Below are 21,905 nucleotides of genomic sequence, written 5' to 3'. Positions count from 1 at the left end.
CAAAGTTTTGTACCTTTTTAGTATGTTCAATTCTTTAAAATTTGAATATATTTAACTTCAAATAATTAAAAATTATATGGATTCAATTCTAGATATACTTTCTAATATACCTTGGTGGGGCTGGATACTTATTGTTTTAGTTCTTATTGCAATCAGAGATGTGTTTTTACAAAAAAAACATACCATAAGCCATAACTACCCCATTGTTGGGCATTTGCGCTATTGGTTAGAAAGTATTGGCCCAGAAATGCGCCAATATTTTGTAGCTAACAACAGAGAAGAATTGCCTTTTAATAGAATTGAACGTGGTTGGATTTATGCTTCAGCAAAAAAAGAGAACAACTATGAAGGCTTTGGAACCGATAGAGATATTTATGAGCATCAGCATATTTTTATAAATAATGCAATGATGCCATTTAAACTTGAAAAGAATCACCCTAATATTGTAGATAAAACCTTTCTACCTTGCGCTAAAGTTATGGGGTTATATAACAAACGTAAAAAACCATACCGTCCAGCATCTGTTATAAATGTTTCTGCTATGAGTTTTGGGTCACTTTCAGCTAAAGCTGTAGAATCCTTAAACAAAGGCGTTGATATTGCTAATGCATACCATAATACAGGAGAAGGTGGTTTATCTCCCTACCATAGTAATGGTGGTGATGTAGTTTTTCATTTCGGAACAGGATATTTTGGTGTAAGAGATGAAAACGGTAATTTTTCTATGGAAAAAATGATAAAACTTGTAGAAGATAATCCGTTTATAAAAGCCATAGAGATAAAACTATCTCAAGGTGCGAAACCCGGTAAAGGAGGCGTATTACCTGGTAAAAAAATCACCAAAGAAATTGCGGGAATTAGGGGTGTAGAAGTTGGCAAAGATGTATTATCTCCTCCAAATCATTCTGCGTTTTCCAACGTCAAAGAGATGATGGATTTTATTGAAGCTATTGCCAAGGCAACGGGATTGCCAGTTGGTATTAAAGCAGCTATTGGTAAGCTTGAACAATGGAATGAATTAGCAGACATCATGCTAAAAACAGGGAAGGGTCCTGATTTTATTAGTGTTGACGGTGGTGAAGGCGGCACAGGTGCCGCACCTCCAAGTTTTGCAGATCACGTGTCACTTCCTTGGGTTTATGGATTTAGCGACTTGTACAAACTTTTTAAACATAAAGGCTTAACTGAACGTATTGTATTCATAGGTAGTGGTAAGCTTGGTTTTCCTGCAAAAGCAGCTATGGCTTTTGCAATGGGGGCAGATTGCATAAATGTTGCCAGAGAAGCCATGATGAGTATTGGTTGCATTCAAGCTCAAATCTGTCACACCAATCGTTGCCCTAGTGGTATTGCTACTCAAAATAAATGGTTACAGAACGGTATAGACCCCACATTAAAATCTGTAAGGCTAGCCCAATACTTTAAAACATTTAAAAAAGAACTCATTGAAATCACTCATGCAGCGGGTTATGAACACCCTTGTCAATTTAAAATGAGTGATATTGAAATGAATGTTGACGACCATAATCTTTCAAAAGAATTAAACAGAACCTATATGTATGAGAAAGATTCTGTATCATTTTCAGGTATGCAAAATTTAAAAGATTGCGTATATTTGGGAGGCCATTTTAAAACCCAAACTAAATAATTAATATGGATGTTTCTAGAATCATAGACTTATTTTTATACACTGTTCCTGCTGTAATTACAGGAGTAATTGCATATTATTTTTTTAGAGAACATACTAAGAATGAAGCTGGTAGGAGACGTTTTTTATTAAAAAAAGAATTGCAAGTAAATGCTTTACCTACGCGCTTACAAGCCTATGAAAGAATGGCTCTTTTTTTAGAACGAATTTCACCATCAAAACTATTAGTTAGAGTTAATCCTTTATCCGATAATAGAAACGAATACGAAGCATTGCTATTACAAAATATAGAACAAGAATTTGAGCACAATTTATCTCAACAAATTTATGTTAGTGATCGTTGTTGGAGCATAATCATTGCAGCAAAAAATGCTACCATTCAACTAATTAGAAGAGCTGGTCTTTCGGAAAAAACAGATTCTGCTAATAAATTACGAGAGGTGATATTAACTGAAATGATGGAACGCACACCTCCTAGTGATGCGGCTTTATCATTTATTAAGGAAGAACTTTCAGATTTATGGTAGGTTATTCATCTAACCTAATTTCGTTTGATTGAGCTTCTTGACATTTCAATTTTGCATAATCAAATCCTTGCTGCCACCAATTTGTCATTAATTTTTTATCAAAAATCAAGGAGTTTTCAGTTAGTTTAGAAGGTGTGTAATATAGATTTAGTTTAACATCTTTTGTCTTTGCCGCTAGTTTTCCAATAGTTACATCATTACGTTCTAACCTATCCAATACATGTCCAAACAAACTTATCATTAAAGAAAATGGGTTTTTACCTAAAACTTTAGTCTGATCTAAAGATTCCGATTTTAAAACTATGGCATCAACTTCAGTTGCACCTCTTAAAATAGCTTCCCGGATAGGAACAATACACCCCAAACCTCCGTCTCCATATTCATATCCATTTCTTGTTGCTAAAGACATAAACGGAATAAAATTGCAAGAAATCCAAACCCAATCACAAAACTCATCATAACTAAAATCCTTAATAGACTTATACTCTACTCTATTTTTAGATAAATTCGACACAGTTATAACCACATCATCCTTTGTTTTTTTAATTATTTCGTATTCCTCTTCTGTAAATTTTCTTTTAATTAATTTACGAAGATTTTTACTCTCACCAAATGTTCGTTTCATTCTAATGAATTGCCAAAGCGTATTTAAAAAATCAATCGAAACAAACTCTCTTTTTCCTTTCTTTCTCAATACAAAGGGGTTAACACTAAAAATATCATTTTGTCCTACATTAGTATAAATATCGTGTAACTTATCCAACCTACCAGCAGCTATATGAGGCACTAATAAACTTCCGGTAGAAGTTCCTAAGAAAATATCATAATCATTTCCTTGTTCTTCAACTAAATATTGAGCAACACCTCCAGCGTAAGCTCCTTTACTACCTCCTCCTGATATTACTAATGCTTTCATTTTTCTAGTTGTTCAGTTAAATGTTTAGCAAACTTTTTGAAGCGCCAATTATGGTGTGTTGTAGCTTGTTTTAAATTTTCTTTACAAGTAGTGTTACAAGCTTTAATCTGATTTAAATACTGAAATGCATTTTGACGGACTTCAAACCCATATTTTGAACTTGTATAATCCGTCAATTCATCAAAATATTGACTTTTCTTGTTAGGCTCGTATTTTTCAGTTATTAAAGCTAATGTTAACCAAAGTGTTCTAATGCTTTTATCATTAAAACCAACAATATCCTTTGTTTGATTTAAATATTTCTCCCTGTCTTCAGGAAAATTTTTCCACAAATTAAATAAAGCTGTTTCAATGGTTATATAGGATTTGTCCTTTAAAAGTGATTCATAATCAGTTTTTAATTCTATAGAAATATCAGTTAATCTTTGTGCTATTGATTGCCTTACTTTTAAAGTGTTCTTAAAAGCAAGCTTGTTGATAATCTTTTCATTCTGAAAAATAACTTTTGATTTAGCTTCATCTGACATCCATGAAGACAAATAATCATTACACTTTGAACTCTCAGCTTCACAATCTGTCATTAAATATTCCTGAATAAAAGTTGACCTCTTGAGACTTTCCATTACTTTATCATATATAAAAGCTTTGTCTTTTAGCCAAACCTTAACGAACTCTCCCAAATCCTCATCACTAGCTTTTTCAACTTCAGAAATAAAATCGTCAGTCTCTACATTTTTAAACTGATGTTTTAATAAATAGTTTTTAACCCCTTCTTTAAAAGCTGAATTCCCTACTTTCTCTCTCAACATATGTAATACCCAGGCGCCTTTTTTATAAAAGGTGACACTACTTGATTTTGGATCTAAAAGCGAGGTGCTTCCACCCGCTTTATCTTGCTCTAACAATTCTTGGGCATATTCATAAAGCCGCCAATAGTAATAATCTTCTCCAAATATGTCTTTTTCAGCTAAAAGTGCATAATACGTAGCAAAACCTTCTTGCAACCAGTGGTGCGTGCCTGAAGTTTCGGTTACCAAATCCCCAAACCATTGATGCGCCAATTCATGCGCATTAATGTTTACAAAATTCTTATCTACAAACGCTATAGAATCTACTACAAAACTATCAGAGTAAATGTTTAAACTTGTATTTTCCATACCCGCGTATAAAAAGTCTTTAACAGGTACCATTTTGTAATTTTGCCAAGGATATGGCACACCAATTTTCTCTTCTAAAAAGTCAAACATTTGCTTGGTATATCTATAAGTAGGCTCAACTTTTAAGGAATCTTCGGGATAATAATACATTTCTAATGGAATACCACTTTTAGAATACTCAACTTTTTTATCATATTTTCCAATGGCTAAAGCAACCAAATAGCTTGACATTGGTTTTTTCATATCGTAATGCCATGTAGCAGTAGATTCATTTAATTTTTTATCGGTTAACTTACCATTGGCAATAACTTCATAATCTTTGTCAAACGTAATTGATAAATCGAATTCTATTTTATCATTCATATCATCAATACTCGGTAACCAATTACTGGTGTACTTACCCTGTCCTTGAGTCCAGATTTGAGGTTCCTCATTTTTTTCAATAAAATATAGAGCCTTATTTACATCATTCTTAAAATAGAAAAACCTTAACTCATACTTCTGTCCTTTTTTGAAATCATAATAAAACCATATTTTATTATTTTTAAATTGATTAGGTACATATCCTCTACCTATAAAGTCAGCCTTTTTGTTTTTAGGAATCATTCTTATCCCTCTATAGCGCATACCAACGGCATCTATAAAAATGGAATCTGTTCTATTTAATATTTCAAATGTAAATTTAACTTCTCCATAAACTTTGTTTTGAGAAGTATCAAAACTAATATCTGCATTTAACTTCTTAAAATCAACATAATCTGTTTGCTGTGAAAAGCATAAGGATAGGTTAAAAAGAAAAAAAATAAGGCATCTATAATTCATATAACTAATATAGCAAACTTTAGTCCAAAATGCTACTTGCAATTCCTGTTAAAAGAATTATTTTAGTTTCATGAATACCGCTTTTTTACAAACACCCATAGACTACCTAAAAGGTGTAGGCCCTAATAGAGCAGATTTGCTTAAAAAAGAGCTAGGTATTCATACGTATCAAGACTTATTAAACCTATTCCCAAATCGCTACATAGATAGAACCAAATACTATAAAATTAACCAAATACAACAAAATAGCGCTGAAATACAAGTAGTTGGAAAAATAACTGGCTTTAAAGAAGTGGCTCAAAAACGAGGAAAACGCTTAGTTGCAACTTTTCAGGATGATACCGGAACTATGGAATTGGTTTGGTTTAGAGGTCAAAAATGGATTAGGGAAAGTTTAAAACTAAATACACCTTATGTTATTTTTGGTAAAGTAAACTGGTTCAATGGCAAGTTTAGCATGCCGCACCCAGACATTGAAACTACCGATGAACACAAAAAAGGCTTAAGTTCGGGCATTCAGCCTATTTACCCTTCCACAGAAAAACTATCAAATAAAGGTATTAGCAATAGAGTGGTTAGCAAAATTGCTCAGCAACTTTTTTTAGAAACAAAAGGTCGATTCTCGGAAACGCTATCTTCAAATTTGCTTTCAGAATTACAACTAATTTCTAAAAGTGATGCCTTATTAAATATTCATTTTCCTAAGAATCAAGACTTACTTTCTAGAGCACAATTTAGGTTAAAATTTGAAGAATTATTTTTTATTCAGTTGCAATTAATTCTTAAAAATTTAATTCACAAATCAAAAATTAAAGGACATACTTTCAAGAATGTAGATTACTATTTCAACACTTTTTTTCAAGAGTATTTACCCTTTAATTTAACCAATGCTCAAAAGCGGGTATTGAAAGAAATAAGATCAGATTTAGGTAGTAATGCACAAATGAATCGCCTTTTGCAAGGTGATGTAGGTTCTGGAAAGACAATAGTAGCCTTTATGTCAATGTTAATAGCACTTGACAACGGTTTTCAAGCCTGTCTTATGGCTCCAACTGAAATTTTGTCAGTCCAACACTTTAATGGATTATTCGAATTATGTAATTACCTGAATATCAACATACAGATATTAACAGGATCAACCAAAACTTCAAGAAGAAAAGAAATTCATGAATCTTTAGAAAATGGCAATTTACAAATACTAATTGGCACACATGCCCTTCTTGAAGATAAGGTAAAATTCAATAATTTAGGACTAGCAATTATTGATGAACAACACCGTTTTGGAGTTGCTCAAAGAAGTAAATTATGGCGAAAAAATGTTGCGCCACCACATATTTTAGTGATGACCGCCACCCCTATTCCGCGCACTTTAGCTATGTCTGTTTATGGTGATTTAGATATTTCTATTATTGATGAATTACCCCCAGGAAGACAAGCCATAAAAACAGTACATCGTTATGATAAAAACAGATTAAATGTTTTTAGATTTATTAGAGATGAAATAAGTAAAGGAAGGCAAATTTACATTGTATACCCATTGATTAAGGAAAGCGAAAAAATGGATTACAAGGATTTAATGGATGGCTATGAAAGTATTTCTAGAGATTTCCCGATACCAGAATACCAAATTTCTATAGTTCATGGAAAAATGAAGCCAGCTGATAAAGATTATGAAATGCAACGTTTTGTTAAGGGCGAAACACAAATTATGGTTGCCACAACTGTTATTGAAGTTGGCGTTAATGTTCCCAACGCATCTGTAATGATAATTGAAAGCGCTGAACGATTCGGATTATCTCAATTGCACCAATTGCGTGGACGTGTTGGAAGAGGTGCCGAACAAAGCTATTGCATACTTATGACTAGCCATAAACTAACCAATGATAGCAAAACCAGACTAGAAACCATGGTAAAAACCAACGATGGCTTTGAAATTGCTGAAGTTGACCTAAAACTTCGTGGGCCAGGAGATATTATGGGCACACAACAAAGCGGTGTTCTAAACTTAAGAATTGCTGATATTATAAAAGACAAAGACATACTTCAAAACGCAAGGTATTACGCCCAAAAAACACTAAAAGAAGACCCAACATTATCAAAACCAGAAAACGAAAAAATTCTTAACACCTACAGAGCACTTTCTAAATACAAAAACATCTGGAACTATATTAGTTAAAAAACCCAATCGTTTCTGATTGGGTTTTAATCACTAAGCTGTTTGTAGTTTGATTGACGATTATAGTAACTTAGTTTATATCTTTTCCTTTTTGCAATTTTTCAATATTAGCTTGAACACGCCCCTTGCTTGCTTCGTTCGGAGCATTGCTTAATGCAATTTTTAAATGCTTTAAGGCGGTTTTATAGTCACCTTTTGCAGAATAACCTCTAGCCAATCCGTAATGCACGGGCCATTGCCCTTTATTCTTTTTTGCATTCATTTCAAAAACCTTCATAGCTTTATCATTCTTTTGACTGGCTATAAGCGTTCTGCCGTATTGATGTACCTGAAAAATTGTAGCAATCTCCAAAGCCTCATCCATAGCCTTTGCAGATTCAGCCTCATTGCCCAATTTATTTAGAATCTGTGATTTTATCTGCAGATTATTAAAAGTCTTTTCACTATAAAAATTACCAGAAATAGCGCCGTCAATCCAACCTAAAGCCTCATTTAAATCTCCAGAATTATTTAAAGCATAATTAGCTGCCTGCTCCCAATTTTGCCTTGTAAAACCTAAATTCCCTTTTGATTTTGTTCTAAATTCATTTAAAACAATATCTTTTACATCAAATTCAACCTTAAACGGAATTTCCTTCTTTTCCCATACCAAAGACACAATAGCATAATTAGCGTCTAGCGTGTTCACCTCATAAGTCAACAACTCTTTATGAGAAACAGCTTTTGTTTTAACACCAACCTTTAAAGCATCTTTTGACGGATCATAAAAATAACTTCCCCAAGCTTCAGCATCATTAGATAAAATAATATTAGCATTCTTATCATCTACTACCTCAACATGAAATCCGTAAGTACCAGCACCAATAGCCTCGCCTTCAATTTTAGCATCATGAGAAAATGTTATAGTTGTGTTTTCATTGGCACCAGCTCTCCAAGGAGATTCTTTAGCGCTTCCAAATCCTAAATTATTCATTCCATAAGGAACTAATTTACCCCACACTTCTCTATTGTTTACACTTGGTCTTGAGTAAACTATTGTAACATCTGAAATCCCTATACGTTGTGACAAAGTTGCCTGTTGACTCCCTCTTGGTAAATTAACCTGAGCTATTAACTCAAAAGTCATGGTAACAAATAATATTACAGCAAATAAATAATTGGTGGTTTTCATTATAGTTTGATTTTGATTGCTTTATCAATATAGACACATTTAAAACTAGTTGATGTTAGTGTTTTGTTAAAGAATTTACCTAAACTGTTAATTAACATTAATTAAGAAAGAAAATAATAGTAGATACATCGCAACAGAATATGTAAATTTGCTACCCTTATCTAGAATACAGAATGATAAACATTCACAAAAAGACATTAGAAGATTTAGAATTTAGCACAGTACTAGAACAAGTAAGCGAACACTGTATTACCCCATTGGGCAACCAAGCCTCATTAGGGATTTCACCATTTAAAAATAAAAATGAAATTCTTGAAAGCTTAGCCTTTACTAATGAGTATTTATCCTCTTTTGAAAATGACAACCGCATACCAAATCATAGATTTGAAACCATAAATAATGAGTTGAAGTTACTAAACATAGAAAACACATACTTAGAGGTTTATAGTTTAAAAAAAATCACTTCAATTTCCTCAACAACTAATGAGATTGTTCTTTTTTTAGAGAAGTTTAAAGAATACTATCCGCGCTTAAATAGTTTCGCTTCAAACATTGAAATCACCAAAGAAATCATTCAAAAAATAGATAACATTATTGATAGATTTGGTGATATTAAAAACAATGCATCAGGCTTACTTTATGAACTAAGACAATCAATAAACCTTGTAAAAGGAAAAATAAATCAAAGCTTTGCAACCGCATTAAATTTATATCATAGTCAGGACTATTTAGATGACATCAGAGAATCTGTTGTAGAAAATAGGCGGGTACTTGCCGTTAAAGCCATGTACAGAAAAAAAGTTCATGGTTCCATTATGGGTAGCAGTAAAACTGGTAGTATAGTTTATATTGAACCAGAAACCACGCTTCAACATTCTAGAGAGTTGAACAATTTGGAATACGAAGAAAAAGAGGAAATTATTAGAATATTAAAAGAGGTAACAAATTTTATTCGTCCTTTTACGCCACTTTTAAAAGACTCACAAGGTTTTTTAATACAACTAGATGTTATTTCGGCTAAAGCGAAATATGCACAATCCATGAATGCCATTCATCCTGAAATTACAGATGATCGTAACATGTTTTTAAGGGATGCTTATCATCCGTTGCTTTATTTAACCAATTTAGAGAAGAAAGAAAAAACATTTCCACAAACAATTGAGCTAAAACAAGAAAGCAGAATTATTGTTATTTCTGGACCTAATGCGGGAGGAAAAAGCATCACTCTAAAAACTATAGGCTTACTACAAGTTATGCTACAAAGCGGCATGCTTATCCCTGTTCATGAACGCAGTAAAGCTTGTGTTTTTGATAGGATTTTAAGCGATATTGGAGACAATCAATCTATTGAAAACCATTTAAGCACGTATAGCTACAGATTAAAACAAATGAATTATTTCCTTAGAAAATGTAATAAGAATACATTGTTCTTAATTGATGAATTTGGAACTGGTAGTGATCCTGAATTAGGTGGTGCCCTTGCAGAAACATTTTTAGAAGAATTTTATCATAGAGAAGCTTTCGGAATTATAACAACCCATTATTCAAACTTAAAAATATTAGCAACAGAATTGCCTTTTATGATAAACGCTAATATGCTTTTTAATGAACGAAGTCTAGAACCTATGTATAAACTAGTTGTTGGTCAAGCAGGGAGTTCATTTACTTTTGAAGTAGCTCAAAAAAACGGGATTCCATATAGCTTAATTAATCGTGCTAAAAAGAAGATTGAACGCAGTAAAGTACGTTTTGATGCTACTATAGCTAAACTGCAAAAAGAGCGCTCAAGACTAGAAAAAACAGGACAATCACTTAAACTAAACGAAAAGAAAAAAGGCGAGGAAGCTGATAAGCTTGAAGAAATAAATGCTAAAATTCAAAGAAAATTAGAAAATTACCAAGAACTATATGATACTAATCAACGGTTAATTTACTTGGGACAAAAAGTTAATGACCTAGCTGAAAAATATTTTAACAACAAACAAAAAAGAGAATTAATGTCTGAGCTATTTAAACTAGTTCAAATTGAAAACTCTAAACGTAAACGCATTACCGCAAAACAAAAGAAGGCAGAAAAAGTTAAAGAAAACCAAGTAAAACAGGAAGTTGAAAAGAAAGTAGCTGTAATTAGAAAAAAGAAAAAGGCTGAGAAGAAAAAAGCCATTGAAACCCCTAAACCTAAACCTATTTTAAAAGTAGGAGACCGCGTTAGAGTAGAAGACGGGCGTTCTGTTGGCACTATTGATAAAATTGAAAAAAACAAAGCCGTAATTAATTATGGCATGTTCACTACTAATATCAGTATTGATCAATTGCAATTAGTTGAAGCTAAATAAATTAACTAACTTTACAAATAAAATTTTGCGATGAAAAAAACATACCTAACACTTCTGTTTGTGTGTTTAACTATCTTGATTTACAATTGTAGCAGTTCAACAACTGAGGAGGAAAGCACCACTAATAAAGAAGAACAAATTGAAGAGGAAGAGTCTCCTGACGAAAACATTGTTTGGAAAAATTGGTATTTATCAGTCCCTCTTAACAATGGAGATGGAAAAGCCACATCTATCTTTTATCAAGATATTATAAATGATAATCTCGGTACAGCGGCATCAAAATATTTCTATAAAAACACTGATGACAGCTACACTCTATATACCAAATTTACTGGCTATACTACTTCTGGGTACTCTGAATTAGGGGGGAAATATTGTAGAACAGAGTTACGCGAGTTTTGGAGAGGGGTACAATCAACCACCGATAATTGGTCTATGAGTACGGGCACTCACATTTTAGAAACCACTTTAAAGGTTGATTTTGTTGAAGGTAACGGCAGAACAATTATTGCTCAAATACATGGAAAGGAAACTACTGGTTTAGAAGGTGCTCCTGCCACAGTAAAAATTAGATGGAATAGCGGCACCATTCAAATAGACTATTATACCAAACCAGATTCTGAAGAACCTTGGACAAGCGCCTTTGACGATAAAATTGACATTGCCGATGTGGACAATGAAATTTTCACCTTTAAAATAAAAATTGAAAACGGAAAGTTTTATTACGGCCTAGTTTGCGAAACTAAAAATATAAATATTGATTACACGCTTGTATACGATTACGTTGGAAATGGGTATGGTCATGAAAATTACTTTAAAACTGGAAACTATTTTGGATGGCATGATGATTATGAAAAAGCGGCACAGGTTACCTTATACAAAATAGTGACCTCACATAATTAAAAAATAACAGCCAGCACCAAGTTGTTGAATCGCAACTTTAGATGCCGACTGCCTTAAAAAAACATCTATTTTTTAATAAACTTTATAACCTTTTTATCATCTAGTTTCAAAATATATAATCCGGGAATTACACCTTCTAATTGAATAGATTCATTATTTATAATTTTACTGTTCATTACCACGTTTCCTAAAACATCATAAATTTTAAAAGATCTGGGCTGGTCTAATCCAACAACTTTTAACTCATTTATTACAGGGTTGGGGTATACTTTTAATGTTTTTGTGAATTCAACATTACCTGTACTAAGTGTATTAATACTGCCAAAGTCTTGCCAAACATTTGCTGAAGCATAAGCGCTTTCGCTTCCTGATGGCACGTTTAATGTTATTAATGATAAATCAAGATTCCAAAACATATGTACAGAAATAGTAATTGGAGATACTACAAATAAATTTACAGTACTTAAACTATTACAACCACTAAATGCATAGGTAGCTATTGATGTTACAGATTCTGGTATAGTAATAGAGATTAATTCATAACATTGTGAAAAAGTTCCATAATTAATAGTTGTTAAATTTTTAGGAATGTTGATGGATATCAATTCAGTACAATATAAAAAAGCAGACCTTTCAATAAGTGATACAGAATCAGGTATAGTCAAAGATGTAATTTTTCTGCAATTTCTAAATCCATATTCTCTAATAGTAGTTAAAGAATTTGGTAAAACAACACTAGTAAGGTTTGAACAATCTCTAAAAGCCTCATAACCAATAGTAGTTACATCATAAGTACTAGAATCATAATTTACAGTAGCAGGCACTGTTATATTTCCTGTGTAGTACCCTGCTTTAGCAGCAACTTCAACATCAGTTGCATTTAAAATATTGTAATTAATACCATCTACTTCAAAAGTTTGTGCTGTTAGTTCTCCTACACCCAATAGGATAAACAACAAGTATATATATAGTTTCATTTTTTTTATTTTTTAATTATGAATTTAATTAGTAAATACGCCACACATAAAAATAAGCTCTCATATCACTACCAGGGTCATCTTGTAGGTTTAACCTAATGTATGGTTCCTTTGTGCTTTGAACATCTTTTAACAATATCTTCTTAGAAACACTACCGAAATAATCGTCGTATACAGCATCTTGTTCTGAAAACTCTGCCCATATTTCTACATAATCAGTTTCTAAATTGGGCTTGTATAATTCTACTTCCATGGCATCAACATTCACATTGTAAAATTTACCCTCCTCAACCTTTACAATACTCTCTTCATCTCGCCACCAAAACACGTCGTTGATTCTTGAATTGTTCTGATAAATTTCACCTGTCATTCTACCATAAATTTCCAGAGTACCAGACTCACCATCATTATCCACACAATTAAACCCATGAAGCTGAATACCAAATTTTTGATATGCTTCATAACATACTCTAACATTATATTCACTAGATAAAACAACATTTGCAATTGGGAAATCTTTTTTAATATACCTAAGCGTATAAGCAAGTGGTGCTCCTGGAGAATCGCTAGAATATTCACCGCCATTAGTTATGTAATCATAGGCACCAGAAGGTCCGTTAACAATTTTGGCTGCATCACCAGAAGAACCTCCAACAACCAAAGCCTTTACAGTTGAGCTATTCCAAAACCCTTGATGCTCACCAGATGCCCCAGCAGACCCTCCATTAAACGCGGCATTAAATGCAGCTTCAGTATCTGTAAGCTCAGAATCTGTTTCTACGGTATACAATAACATTCTACCATATTTTACTGAAGAAACAATTACAGGACTAGTACTATCTAAATTAGGCTTTGACGTAAATAAAGCAGCTGGATTATCGTTTTCTGGTAATGTTAAATCTATTGTATAATAAACCTGTAGATATTTAATAATATATCTGTATTTTTTAGTTGACTTACTAAAATCAAAAGAAGCAGATACACTATTTTTTCCTTTAGAATAACTTGCTCCCAAAGCAACACTTAAGTGTTCTTCAGAATACACTTCTTCAGTTGTAAAATTAACTCTAGCAGACGCAGACCCTGTAACCCCTTGCTGAAGTAAGTTTTTTACACCTTCTCTAACGGTATCTAACCTTGGGTTTTCAACTACAGTTGAAGGTTTACCATTTAGATTCTCTAATGATACTGAAAGTGTTATTGGTGCCCTACCACCATTAATACCAATGTATTCGCCTGTAGGAATAGATTCTCCCTTTAACATGGCTCCGGGATAAATAACATCGCTAGTAGGATCCAACAAAATCATTTCACTAAATCCGGGGGCAACTTTGTATTTTTCTACAACACACTCGTTAGTTTGACCTTCTCTTTCAGGATTATCAGTCCCATCATCTAGTAGTTCTTCCCCTGAGGCTTCAGGTTGGGTAAACTGATTTAAACTAGCTAAATAATCATTTATTTCTTTTGATATTTCTTCTGAAACTTCATTACTGTCCTCGTCATTATTATTAATGCTTTCACTACTACATCCGTAATAATTAAGCATTAAGGCAATAAAACTCAAAACATAAATAGTTCTTTTAATTGTTAATAGCTGTGTTTTCATGATTTCTGTTTTTTTTGTGATTCAACATTTCAAAACTAAATTGTAGCTCACCAGAAATCTAATTCTTCATCCGGACATAATCTGGACAACTTACCTCCTTTTTTAATTTAGAATGTAAAAACGACTAGATTGTAAAATTCTAAATAGCTGTTTATCAGATATTTACAATTGACTTATAAGTCGACCTACATGGACAAGTCATGGACATGGTTGTTTAATGCCTTATAACATATTACCTTAGGATAAGATATTAAGTAACTTAGTAACATTTAAAAAATCAACTTCATGCTTAGATATAGATTAATAACTTTATTATTCTTTGGATTTATATTAACAATAAATTCTCAAAATAAAATGAAGATTGATAGTTTATTAAGTGTTTATAAAAAACAACCATTAGATACATTAAAAGTAAAAACAGCAAATAATATCATAAATTATTACATGTATCGTTCTATTGATCAAGCTAAGAAATATGCTTTTGAATCTCTTAACCTTTCAAATGAAATAGATTTCGATACAGGTAAAAGTTTAGCCTTATATCAGTTAGGAGTGGTTTATAATAATCAAGACAAATTAGACTCTGCCAAATACTATTATAATTCTAGTTTAAAAATTGCTAATAAAATAGATAATAAAATATTTAAATCGCAAGCCAACAGAGGTCTTGCAATACTGGAGTTTTCTCAGGGGAATCTTCTGAAAGCAGATAGCATTAATACTATAGATTTAGAAAATTGCATAAAGTATGGTGATACCATGGGAATGGCTTTAGCCTATGACTTTAAAGGAACAATAAATCAAAACAAGGGATATTATTCCATCGCATTAAAAAATGTAATAAAAGGAACTCAACTGTTTGAAACCATTAAAGACTCCGTTAGAATAGCAGATTCTTATAATCACCTAGCTACAATTGAACAAAATTTAGGAAACTATAATAAGGCCATTAGCTATAATACAAAAGCACTCAAGATCTATGAAGATTTTAACGACATATACTATCAGGCTCAAGCTTTAAATGACATAGGCACAATGTATATAAATTTAAACAAAGGAGAAACAGCAATCTCTTATTTTGAAAAAAGTATACAGAAAAGCAAAGAAGCAAATGTTAAAGCTATAGAAGCTGCTGCTCTTACAAATATTGGCACTTCTCACATGCAAATTAATAAATTAGATGAAGCCATTAATTATTTAAACCAATCTCTGCAGGTTTCTAAATCTATAAGAGCAAAAAGACGTATAGCTATTGCTGAAAACAAATTAGCTGATGTATATCTTTTAAAGAACAATCCCAACATGGCTATTAAGTATGGCAAAAGCGCAAAAGAATATGCAGAAAAAAACGAAAACCTATCTATAAAAAGAACAGCTCTAAAACATTTAAGTAAAGGATATGAGCAAATTAATAATACCTCCTTAGCATATCTTAACTTTAAAGAATTTAAACTTATAAGTGACTCTCTTCTTAACAAAGAAAAAATAAATAAAATTGAAGAATTGCGTATTCAATTTGACTCTGAAAAGAAGGAAAGTCAGATAGCCTTACAGAACGAAGAAATTAAAACCCTAAATGTACAGGTGAAAAATAAAGAACTAACCAAGACCCTTTACGGCATTGGTATGTTTTCTTTTTTAGCCATTGCTGGTCTACTCTATTTTGGTTTTAAACAACGTATAAAGAAAAATAGAATAGCACGTGAAAAACAAGAAGCTACCTATAAACAAGAAATTGAATTCAAGAAAAAAGAATTAGCAAGCCAAACTCTGCATCTAGTTCAAAAAAACACCTTTATACAAGAATTAAAAGAGAACCTAGAAAAAATTAAGAAATCACCAGAATTGTTTAAAATAGAATTTCGTCGTTTAGTTTTACTTCTAAAAAAGGAAAGCGCCGAGGATAAAGATTGGGAAGTTTTTAAATCATACTTTTCTGAGGTGCATAACAACTTTGATGGTAAAATAAAATCTTTAGGAAAAGGTATTACAGAAAAAGAAATTAGATTAGCATCGTTTTTACGAATGAATCTAACAACAAAGGAGATTGCCTCTATGCTTAATGTACAACCAGATAGTGTTTTTAAATCTAAGTACCGACTTAAAAAGAAACTTAACTTAGATAAGGAAACAGACCTTAACACCTTTTTAAAAAGTTTATAATATACTAGCCTTATGAAACCTGTTTTTTTATTCATTATCGTTATACTTTTAAGTTACAACAGTGTTAACGGACAAAATCTAGCTGAGGCAGATAGTCTTATCAACATCTTTAATAATGAAACCAATAAAATTGAAAAGGTAAAGACAGCCCAAAAGATATTTCATAAACTAAAGCACACTAATCCTGAAAAAGCTTTTGATTTTGCTAATAAAGGTTTAAAACTTTCTAAAAAAAACAATTCAACCTCTGGAGAAGGTATTGCCTATCACCACTTAGCATATTATTATAGGTTTTTACCAAATATAGACTCATCGAGATATTATTTTAAAAAAGCATATCAAACCCTTGAAGAACATAATCATATAGAAGCCTTATGTAATGCTATTGAAGATTATGCCGCACTTGAATGTTTACAGGGAAATTATGATAAAGCTATTAAAATAGCTGATAGGGGATTTAAGCACGCAAATAACATAAAAAACAGCCATTACGTATTAATGAGTTTAAGTAGAAAAACAACTACCTACATGGATAATGGCAAATTTGAAGCAGCTGCCAAAGAAAACATTAAGGCTCTAAAGATTTTAGACACCATACATCCAGAGGATAAATATGGAAAAGCTGTAACTCTTGGTCTTAGCGCAAGAATAGAAATGCTAAGAGGTAATTACCAATTAACTCTAGAACCCTTAGAAAAATCTTTAAAACTCTTTACAAGTTTGAATGATTTATCTAGGTTAGCAGTTACCCATATGGAAATAGGCAATGCAAATTGGTACTTAGAAGATTACGATGCTGCATTGAAAAATTACAAAGAGAGTTTAACTTATTCGAAAAAAATTCAGAGGTATGATTTCATTTCAATGAACTTGTCAAATATGGCCTCAATTTATTCAGACAAAGGAGATTATATAGAAGCTCTAAAAATTACTAAAAATTCAATTGAAGTAGAAAAAAAAATAGGTTCGAAAATAAATTTAACCATTGGCTACAACTCCCTTGCAAATATTTATTCCAGCATGAAAGATTATAATCAATCTATTAAATACTTCACAAAAGCTATTGTGCTAGCTGATTCAATTAAGGCCTCCGATGTTATTAGAGACGGTTATTTTGGAAGGTTTAAAACTTATGAAAAAATGGCTAATTACAAAGCAGCTCTTAATGATCTCACCAAATATGTAAACATACAAGATAGTCTGTTTAGTTTAGAATCTGCAAAACAAATAGAAGAATTAAAAACTATTTATGAAACCGAAAAAAAAGAAGCAGAAATTGCTTTACAAGAACAAGAAATAAACAATTTAAATCAGGAAGTTAAGGTCAGCAACTTAACCAAAACATTGTATGGTATTGGTATGATTTCATTTATAGCTATTGCTAGCCTACTCTACTTTAGTTTTAAGCAGCGCATAAAGAAAAACCGAATAGAACGGGAAAAACAAGAAGCTATTTTTAAGCAAGAAATTGAGTTTAAGAAGAAGGAGTTAGCTTCTCAAACCTTACATTTAGTACAAAAAAACACTTTTATTCAAGAATTAAAAGATAATCTGGAAAAAATTAAAAAATCACCTGAATTGTTTAAAATTGAATTTAGACGATTGGTAATGTTACTTAAAAAAGAAAGCGCCGAAGATAAAGATTGGGAAGTCTTTAAATCCTATTTTACTGAAGTTCATAATAACTTTGACAACAAGTTAAAAGAAATATACCCTGACATTGGTGAAAAAGAAATTAGATTAGCTTCTTTTCTACGCATGAACCTTTCAACTAAAGAAATTGCCTCTATGATTAACGTATTGCCAGAAAGTGTTTTAAAAAGTAAATACCGACTTAAAAAGAAACTACAATTAGATAAAGAGACAGACCTAAACTCCTTTTTAAAAAGCTTATAAAGTGGTATCTTTGTTTTATGATTTTAGGTATTCCCAAAGACAAAAAACTTATTCTATTTGATGGTGTTTGCAACCTTTGTAATAGTTCTGTACAATATGTTATAAAACATGATAAAAGGAACTTGTTTTTTTTTGCACCTTTACAGAGTGAAACAGGGAAAGAAATTATAAAAACCTATAATATTGATACCTCTAAAATAGATTCAATCCTACTATATACTCCTGAAAAAGGCATCAACTATAAATCTACAGCTGCAATAAAAATTGCACAAAAATTAGGGTTCCCTAGAAATTTACTGACTTTATTCTTTGTCATCCCACCATTTATGAGAAATTGGGTGTATGATTTTATTGCTAAAAACCGCTATAAGTGGTATGGCAAAAAAGAAGCATGTATGATTCCTACTCCTGAATTGAAAAGTAAATTTTTACAATAAACCAGATGATAAAAAGCAAAAGAGTTTCTTTTTTATTACTAATTCTAACTAGTTCTCTTTCTTTTGCTCAAGATAAAATAAGTGTTTTAGTTATTGATGGCTATAGTAACCATGATTGGAGAAAAACAACAAGTATTGTTACCACTATTTTAGAAAAAACAAATCTATTTACTGTGGAAGTTACTACAGCTCCGGCTAATCAAGTAGAAATGGATAGTAACCTCTGGAAACCAAAATTTAAAAAATATGATGTTGTAATACAAAACACCAATAGCTATGGCAACAGACCTATTTGGTCACGCACAATACAATTGAAATTACAAAAATATGTGAATTCTGGTGGCGGATTGTATATTCTGCATTCTGCCAATAATGCCTTTCCGGAATGGGAGGCTTACAACCAAATGATTGGTATGGGGTGGCGATCTAAAGACTATAAAAAAAGTATAGTTATTGAAACCAATGGAAATACCACAATAATTCCTGCTGGAGAAGGCGGGAGTACAAGTCACGGAAAACGTATTGATGCATTACTTAATAAATTAACAGAACACCCAATCAATCAAGGTTATCCAAAACAATGGAAAGCCGCCGACCTAGAAATTTATAGTTACCCACGAGGACCAATAAAAAACCTAACCGTATTATCTTATGCTAAAGAGCCTAAAACACAATTAAATTTCCCTACAGAATGGGTTGTAAATTACGGTAAAGGGCGCGTTTACAACTCTACCTACGGGCATGTTTGGAAAAACAGTGTAGATTACCCTAATAGTGTTAGGTGTATTGCTTTTCAAACAACACTTATTAGGGCTTTAGAGTGGCTAGCCACTAAAAAAGTAACGTGGCAGATTCCTAGTAATTTCCCTAATAAAGATGCTATTAGTTTAGAAGAATTTTAATTATCCCTTTTCCTTTTTTTTTAAACAACACCAAACTAAATAAAAAAGGCATTTTACTTCCCAAATATTAGTGGTCCCTCATTCTTGATTTTAATTCATATTAGTTAAGTATAGTTTTAAATCAAACTTTAAATAACTAATCATGAAACGTCTTTTTTTACTATTACTATTAAGTTGCACATTTTGTTTTGCTAACAATACAAATCCAACAACTTCAAATGTTAAAGCGGTTACTGTTTTTGTAGATGGTGCACAAGTTACAAGGCATGCCAATATTACTTTGCCAAAGGGCACCACAGAGTTTTCATTTATTAAACTTTCTCCTCATATTCAAGAAAACAGCATTCAAGTTTCAGGGCTCAATGACGCTTCTATCCTATCTATTAATTATGCTATAAATCATATATCAAAACTAGACAATACCGCTACTGTATCACAACTTAAAACGGATATTGAAAATTTAAATGATGCTATACAAATTGAAGAAGGCCTTATGGAAGGTTATGAACAAGAAATAAAAGTAATTGAAGAAAACAGAAGTCTTGGTAACAATAATCAAGTAGTTAACCTTGAAAAACTAAAACAATTTGCTGCATATTACAGACAACGCATCACTGAACTTAACAAACTCATATACAAATCTCTAAAGAAAAATAAAGGTTATAAAAAACAAATTGAAGACATAAAAAAACAATTAAAAGAATTAAATGTTGATGATAAGATGCAAACTGGTGAGATAAAAGTAAAACTAACTTCAAACATTAACAAACAACTTAATTTGGTTATAAAATACAATGTTACAAAAGCAGGGTGGTTTCCGGTTTACGATATAAAAGCAAAAGATATTAACCAACCGCTTACACTAAACTACAAAGCACATGTATATCAAAATACTGGCATAAGCTGGAATAATGTTAAACTAACATTATCAACTAACGACCCAAACACCAATAATGAAAAGCCTTTAGTTGATACCAAATACTTAAATTTTGTTAGTAGATATAGCAACTACACACCTCAAAGCGCTACAAAACGTTATGATTATAAACACAACCCATTTGTAAAACAAATTAGTGGTATAATAACTGATGCCAGCGGAGTACCATTACCAGGAGCCAACATTGTTTTAAAAGGTACAAACATAGGAACTAGTACCGATTTTGATGGTAACTTTTCATTAGATGCCAAAGGTGCAAAAGAACTTGAAGTTTCTTATATTGGCTATACTCCCCAAACAATACCAATTCATAGCAGCGTCATTAATTTAAGTTTACAAGAAGATGTGGCCATGCTAGATGAAGTTGTTGTAGTCGGTTATGGCTCTCAAACTAATAGGACTCTTTCTGGAAGAGTAGCTGGTGTTTCAACAGCCTCAAACATTAAAATTAGAGGTGCTGGAACACATAAATTTAAGGGAGAACCGCTATATATTATCGATGGTAAAACTATGAGTGCAGGCGAATTCAAAAAACTGGATGATGATATGATTTCAAGTGTAGAAGTACTTAAAAACGCATCAGCCTCTGCTATTTATGGCAGTAGAGCTTCAAATGGTGTTATTGTAATTACTACTAAAAAAGGTACGCAAACCTCAAATGGAGATATAATAACCGAAGGTATATCTACCACTAATTTTGAAATAAAAAAGTTGGCTACCATAGCTTCTAATAACGATGTAACGGTAATTGAAATTGAAAACTATGCTGTTCCCGCAACGTTTTCATACTTTACCGCACCAGTAATTAACGAAAACGTGTTTTTAACCGCAAAAATTGGCAATTGGCAACAATACAACTTATTACCCGGAGAAGTAAATATTTATTTTGAAGATAGCTACTCTGGTATTACCAACCTAAACCCTTATGCAGTAACAGATAGTTTAACCATATCATTAGGTGTAGATCCCAATGTCATTATTAAGCGTAAACCAACCAATAACTTTAAGAAAACCAATTTAATTGGAAGCAATAGAATTCTTGAAAAAGCTTATGATATAGAAATTAAAAACAATAAAACCTCTGCTATAGATGTGATAATTATTGATAGAATACCAATAAGCCAAAACAAAGACATAAAAGTGGATGAAATAGACACAGGAACCTCTGATTACAATGACAAAAAAGGCATTTTAAAATGGAAGGCCAATATTGACTCTAAGATTTCAAAAACCTATAAATTCTCGTATTCTGTGAAATACCCAAGATTTAGGAAGATTAATTTGTAGACACATAAAACAGAGGTTATTTGCTTAATCTCTGTTTTTTA

The 21,905-nt window shown here is 31.9% G+C and carries 15 protein-coding genes; 10 read left to right on the top strand and 5 right to left on the bottom strand.

Annotated elements, in window-relative coordinates; all coding sequences use genetic code 11:
• Positions 1 to 76: 76 nt before the first annotated feature.
• Both N1F78_RS12930 and N1F78_RS12925 read left to right on the top strand, forming a co-directional pair.
• Positions 77 to 1,648 (top strand): FMN-binding glutamate synthase family protein, encoded by a 1,572-nt coding sequence (locus tag N1F78_RS12930; RefSeq protein ID WP_406683582.1) that lies wholly within the window; start codon positions 77 to 79, stop codon positions 1,646 to 1,648.
• A 5-nt stretch (positions 1,649 to 1,653) separates the two neighbouring features.
• Positions 1,654 to 2,175 carry a hypothetical protein gene (locus N1F78_RS12925; protein ID WP_406683581.1) on the top strand — a complete coding sequence of 174 codons (522 nt, stop codon included), beginning with the start codon at positions 1,654 to 1,656 and terminating at the stop codon, positions 2,173 to 2,175.
• Position 2,176: 1 nt separating this feature from the next.
• Here the strand turns inward: N1F78_RS12925 and N1F78_RS12920 are convergent, their stop codons facing one another.
• Entirely contained in the window at positions 2,177 to 3,091 is a 915-nt protein-coding gene (locus N1F78_RS12920) for a patatin family protein (RefSeq protein WP_406683580.1), read from the bottom strand.
• On the bottom strand, positions 3,088 to 5,070 hold the full coding sequence (locus tag N1F78_RS12915) for a M1 family metallopeptidase (protein WP_406683579.1): 1,983 nt from the start codon (positions 5,068 to 5,070) through the stop codon (positions 3,088 to 3,090). Before N1F78_RS12915 ends, N1F78_RS12920 begins: the two co-directional genes overlap by 4 nt.
• Before the next feature lie 70 nt (positions 5,071 to 5,140).
• Between N1F78_RS12915 and recG the strand changes: the two genes are divergently transcribed.
• Positions 5,141 to 7,246 (top strand): ATP-dependent DNA helicase RecG, encoded by a 2,106-nt coding sequence (gene recG, locus N1F78_RS12910; RefSeq protein WP_406683578.1) that lies wholly within the window; start codon positions 5,141 to 5,143, stop codon positions 7,244 to 7,246.
• Between the two features lie 70 nt (positions 7,247 to 7,316).
• Here recG and N1F78_RS12905 read toward each other — a convergent pair whose 3' ends face one another.
• Positions 7,317 to 8,417: a DUF2911 domain-containing protein gene (locus N1F78_RS12905; protein ID WP_406683577.1), complete on the bottom strand. Its 1,101-nt coding sequence runs from the start codon at positions 8,415 to 8,417 to the stop codon at positions 7,317 to 7,319.
• A gap of 173 nt (positions 8,418 to 8,590) precedes the next feature.
• Between N1F78_RS12905 and N1F78_RS12900 the strand changes: the two genes are divergently transcribed.
• On the top strand, positions 8,591 to 10,753 hold the full coding sequence (locus N1F78_RS12900) for an endonuclease MutS2 (RefSeq protein ID WP_406683576.1): 2,163 nt from the start codon (positions 8,591 to 8,593) through the stop codon (positions 10,751 to 10,753).
• A gap of 30 nt (positions 10,754 to 10,783) precedes the next feature.
• Entirely contained in the window at positions 10,784 to 11,656 is an 873-nt protein-coding gene (locus N1F78_RS12895) for a polysaccharide lyase family 7 protein (RefSeq protein WP_406683575.1), read from the top strand.
• Between the two features lie 65 nt (positions 11,657 to 11,721).
• Here N1F78_RS12895 and N1F78_RS12890 read toward each other — a convergent pair whose 3' ends face one another.
• Positions 11,722 to 12,633 (bottom strand): leucine-rich repeat domain-containing protein, encoded by a 912-nt coding sequence (locus N1F78_RS12890; protein ID WP_406683574.1) that lies wholly within the window; start codon positions 12,631 to 12,633, stop codon positions 11,722 to 11,724.
• A gap of 28 nt (positions 12,634 to 12,661) precedes the next feature.
• Positions 12,662 to 14,242, bottom strand: coding sequence for a thiol-activated cytolysin family protein (locus tag N1F78_RS12885; protein WP_406683573.1), 1,581 nt, complete (start codon positions 14,240 to 14,242; stop codon positions 12,662 to 12,664).
• Positions 14,243 to 14,527: 285 nt separating this feature from the next.
• Between N1F78_RS12885 and N1F78_RS12880 the strand changes: the two genes are divergently transcribed.
• From N1F78_RS12880 to N1F78_RS12860, 5 genes are all read left to right on the top strand, one after another.
• Positions 14,528 to 16,405, top strand: a complete 1,878-nt coding sequence (locus N1F78_RS12880; protein WP_406683572.1) for a tetratricopeptide repeat protein — start codon at positions 14,528 to 14,530, stop codon at positions 16,403 to 16,405.
• 12 nt (positions 16,406 to 16,417) lie between these two features.
• The gene (locus tag N1F78_RS12875) at positions 16,418 to 18,301 is read left to right on the top strand and encodes a tetratricopeptide repeat protein (protein WP_406683571.1); all 1,884 of its coding nucleotides are present in this window, start codon (positions 16,418 to 16,420) and stop codon (positions 18,299 to 18,301) included.
• 17 nt (positions 18,302 to 18,318) lie between these two features.
• Positions 18,319 to 18,738 carry a thiol-disulfide oxidoreductase DCC family protein gene (locus N1F78_RS12870; RefSeq protein WP_406683570.1) on the top strand — a complete coding sequence of 140 codons (420 nt, stop codon included), beginning with the start codon at positions 18,319 to 18,321 and terminating at the stop codon, positions 18,736 to 18,738.
• A 5-nt stretch (positions 18,739 to 18,743) separates the two neighbouring features.
• Positions 18,744 to 19,640, top strand: a complete 897-nt coding sequence (locus N1F78_RS12865; protein ID WP_406683569.1) for a ThuA domain-containing protein — start codon at positions 18,744 to 18,746, stop codon at positions 19,638 to 19,640.
• A 142-nt stretch (positions 19,641 to 19,782) separates the two neighbouring features.
• A complete protein-coding gene (locus N1F78_RS12860; protein ID WP_406683568.1) occupies positions 19,783 to 21,864 on the top strand; it encodes a mucoidy inhibitor MuiA family protein in 2,082 nt (693 codons plus the stop codon).
• Positions 21,865 to 21,905 lie beyond the last annotated feature (41 nt).

Source organism: Seonamhaeicola sp. MEBiC01930, assembly GCF_045277075.1.
In the GTDB taxonomy this organism is placed as follows: Bacteria; Bacteroidota; Bacteroidia; order Flavobacteriales; family Flavobacteriaceae; genus Seonamhaeicola.
This window is presented reverse-complemented; position numbering and strand designations above follow the sequence as displayed.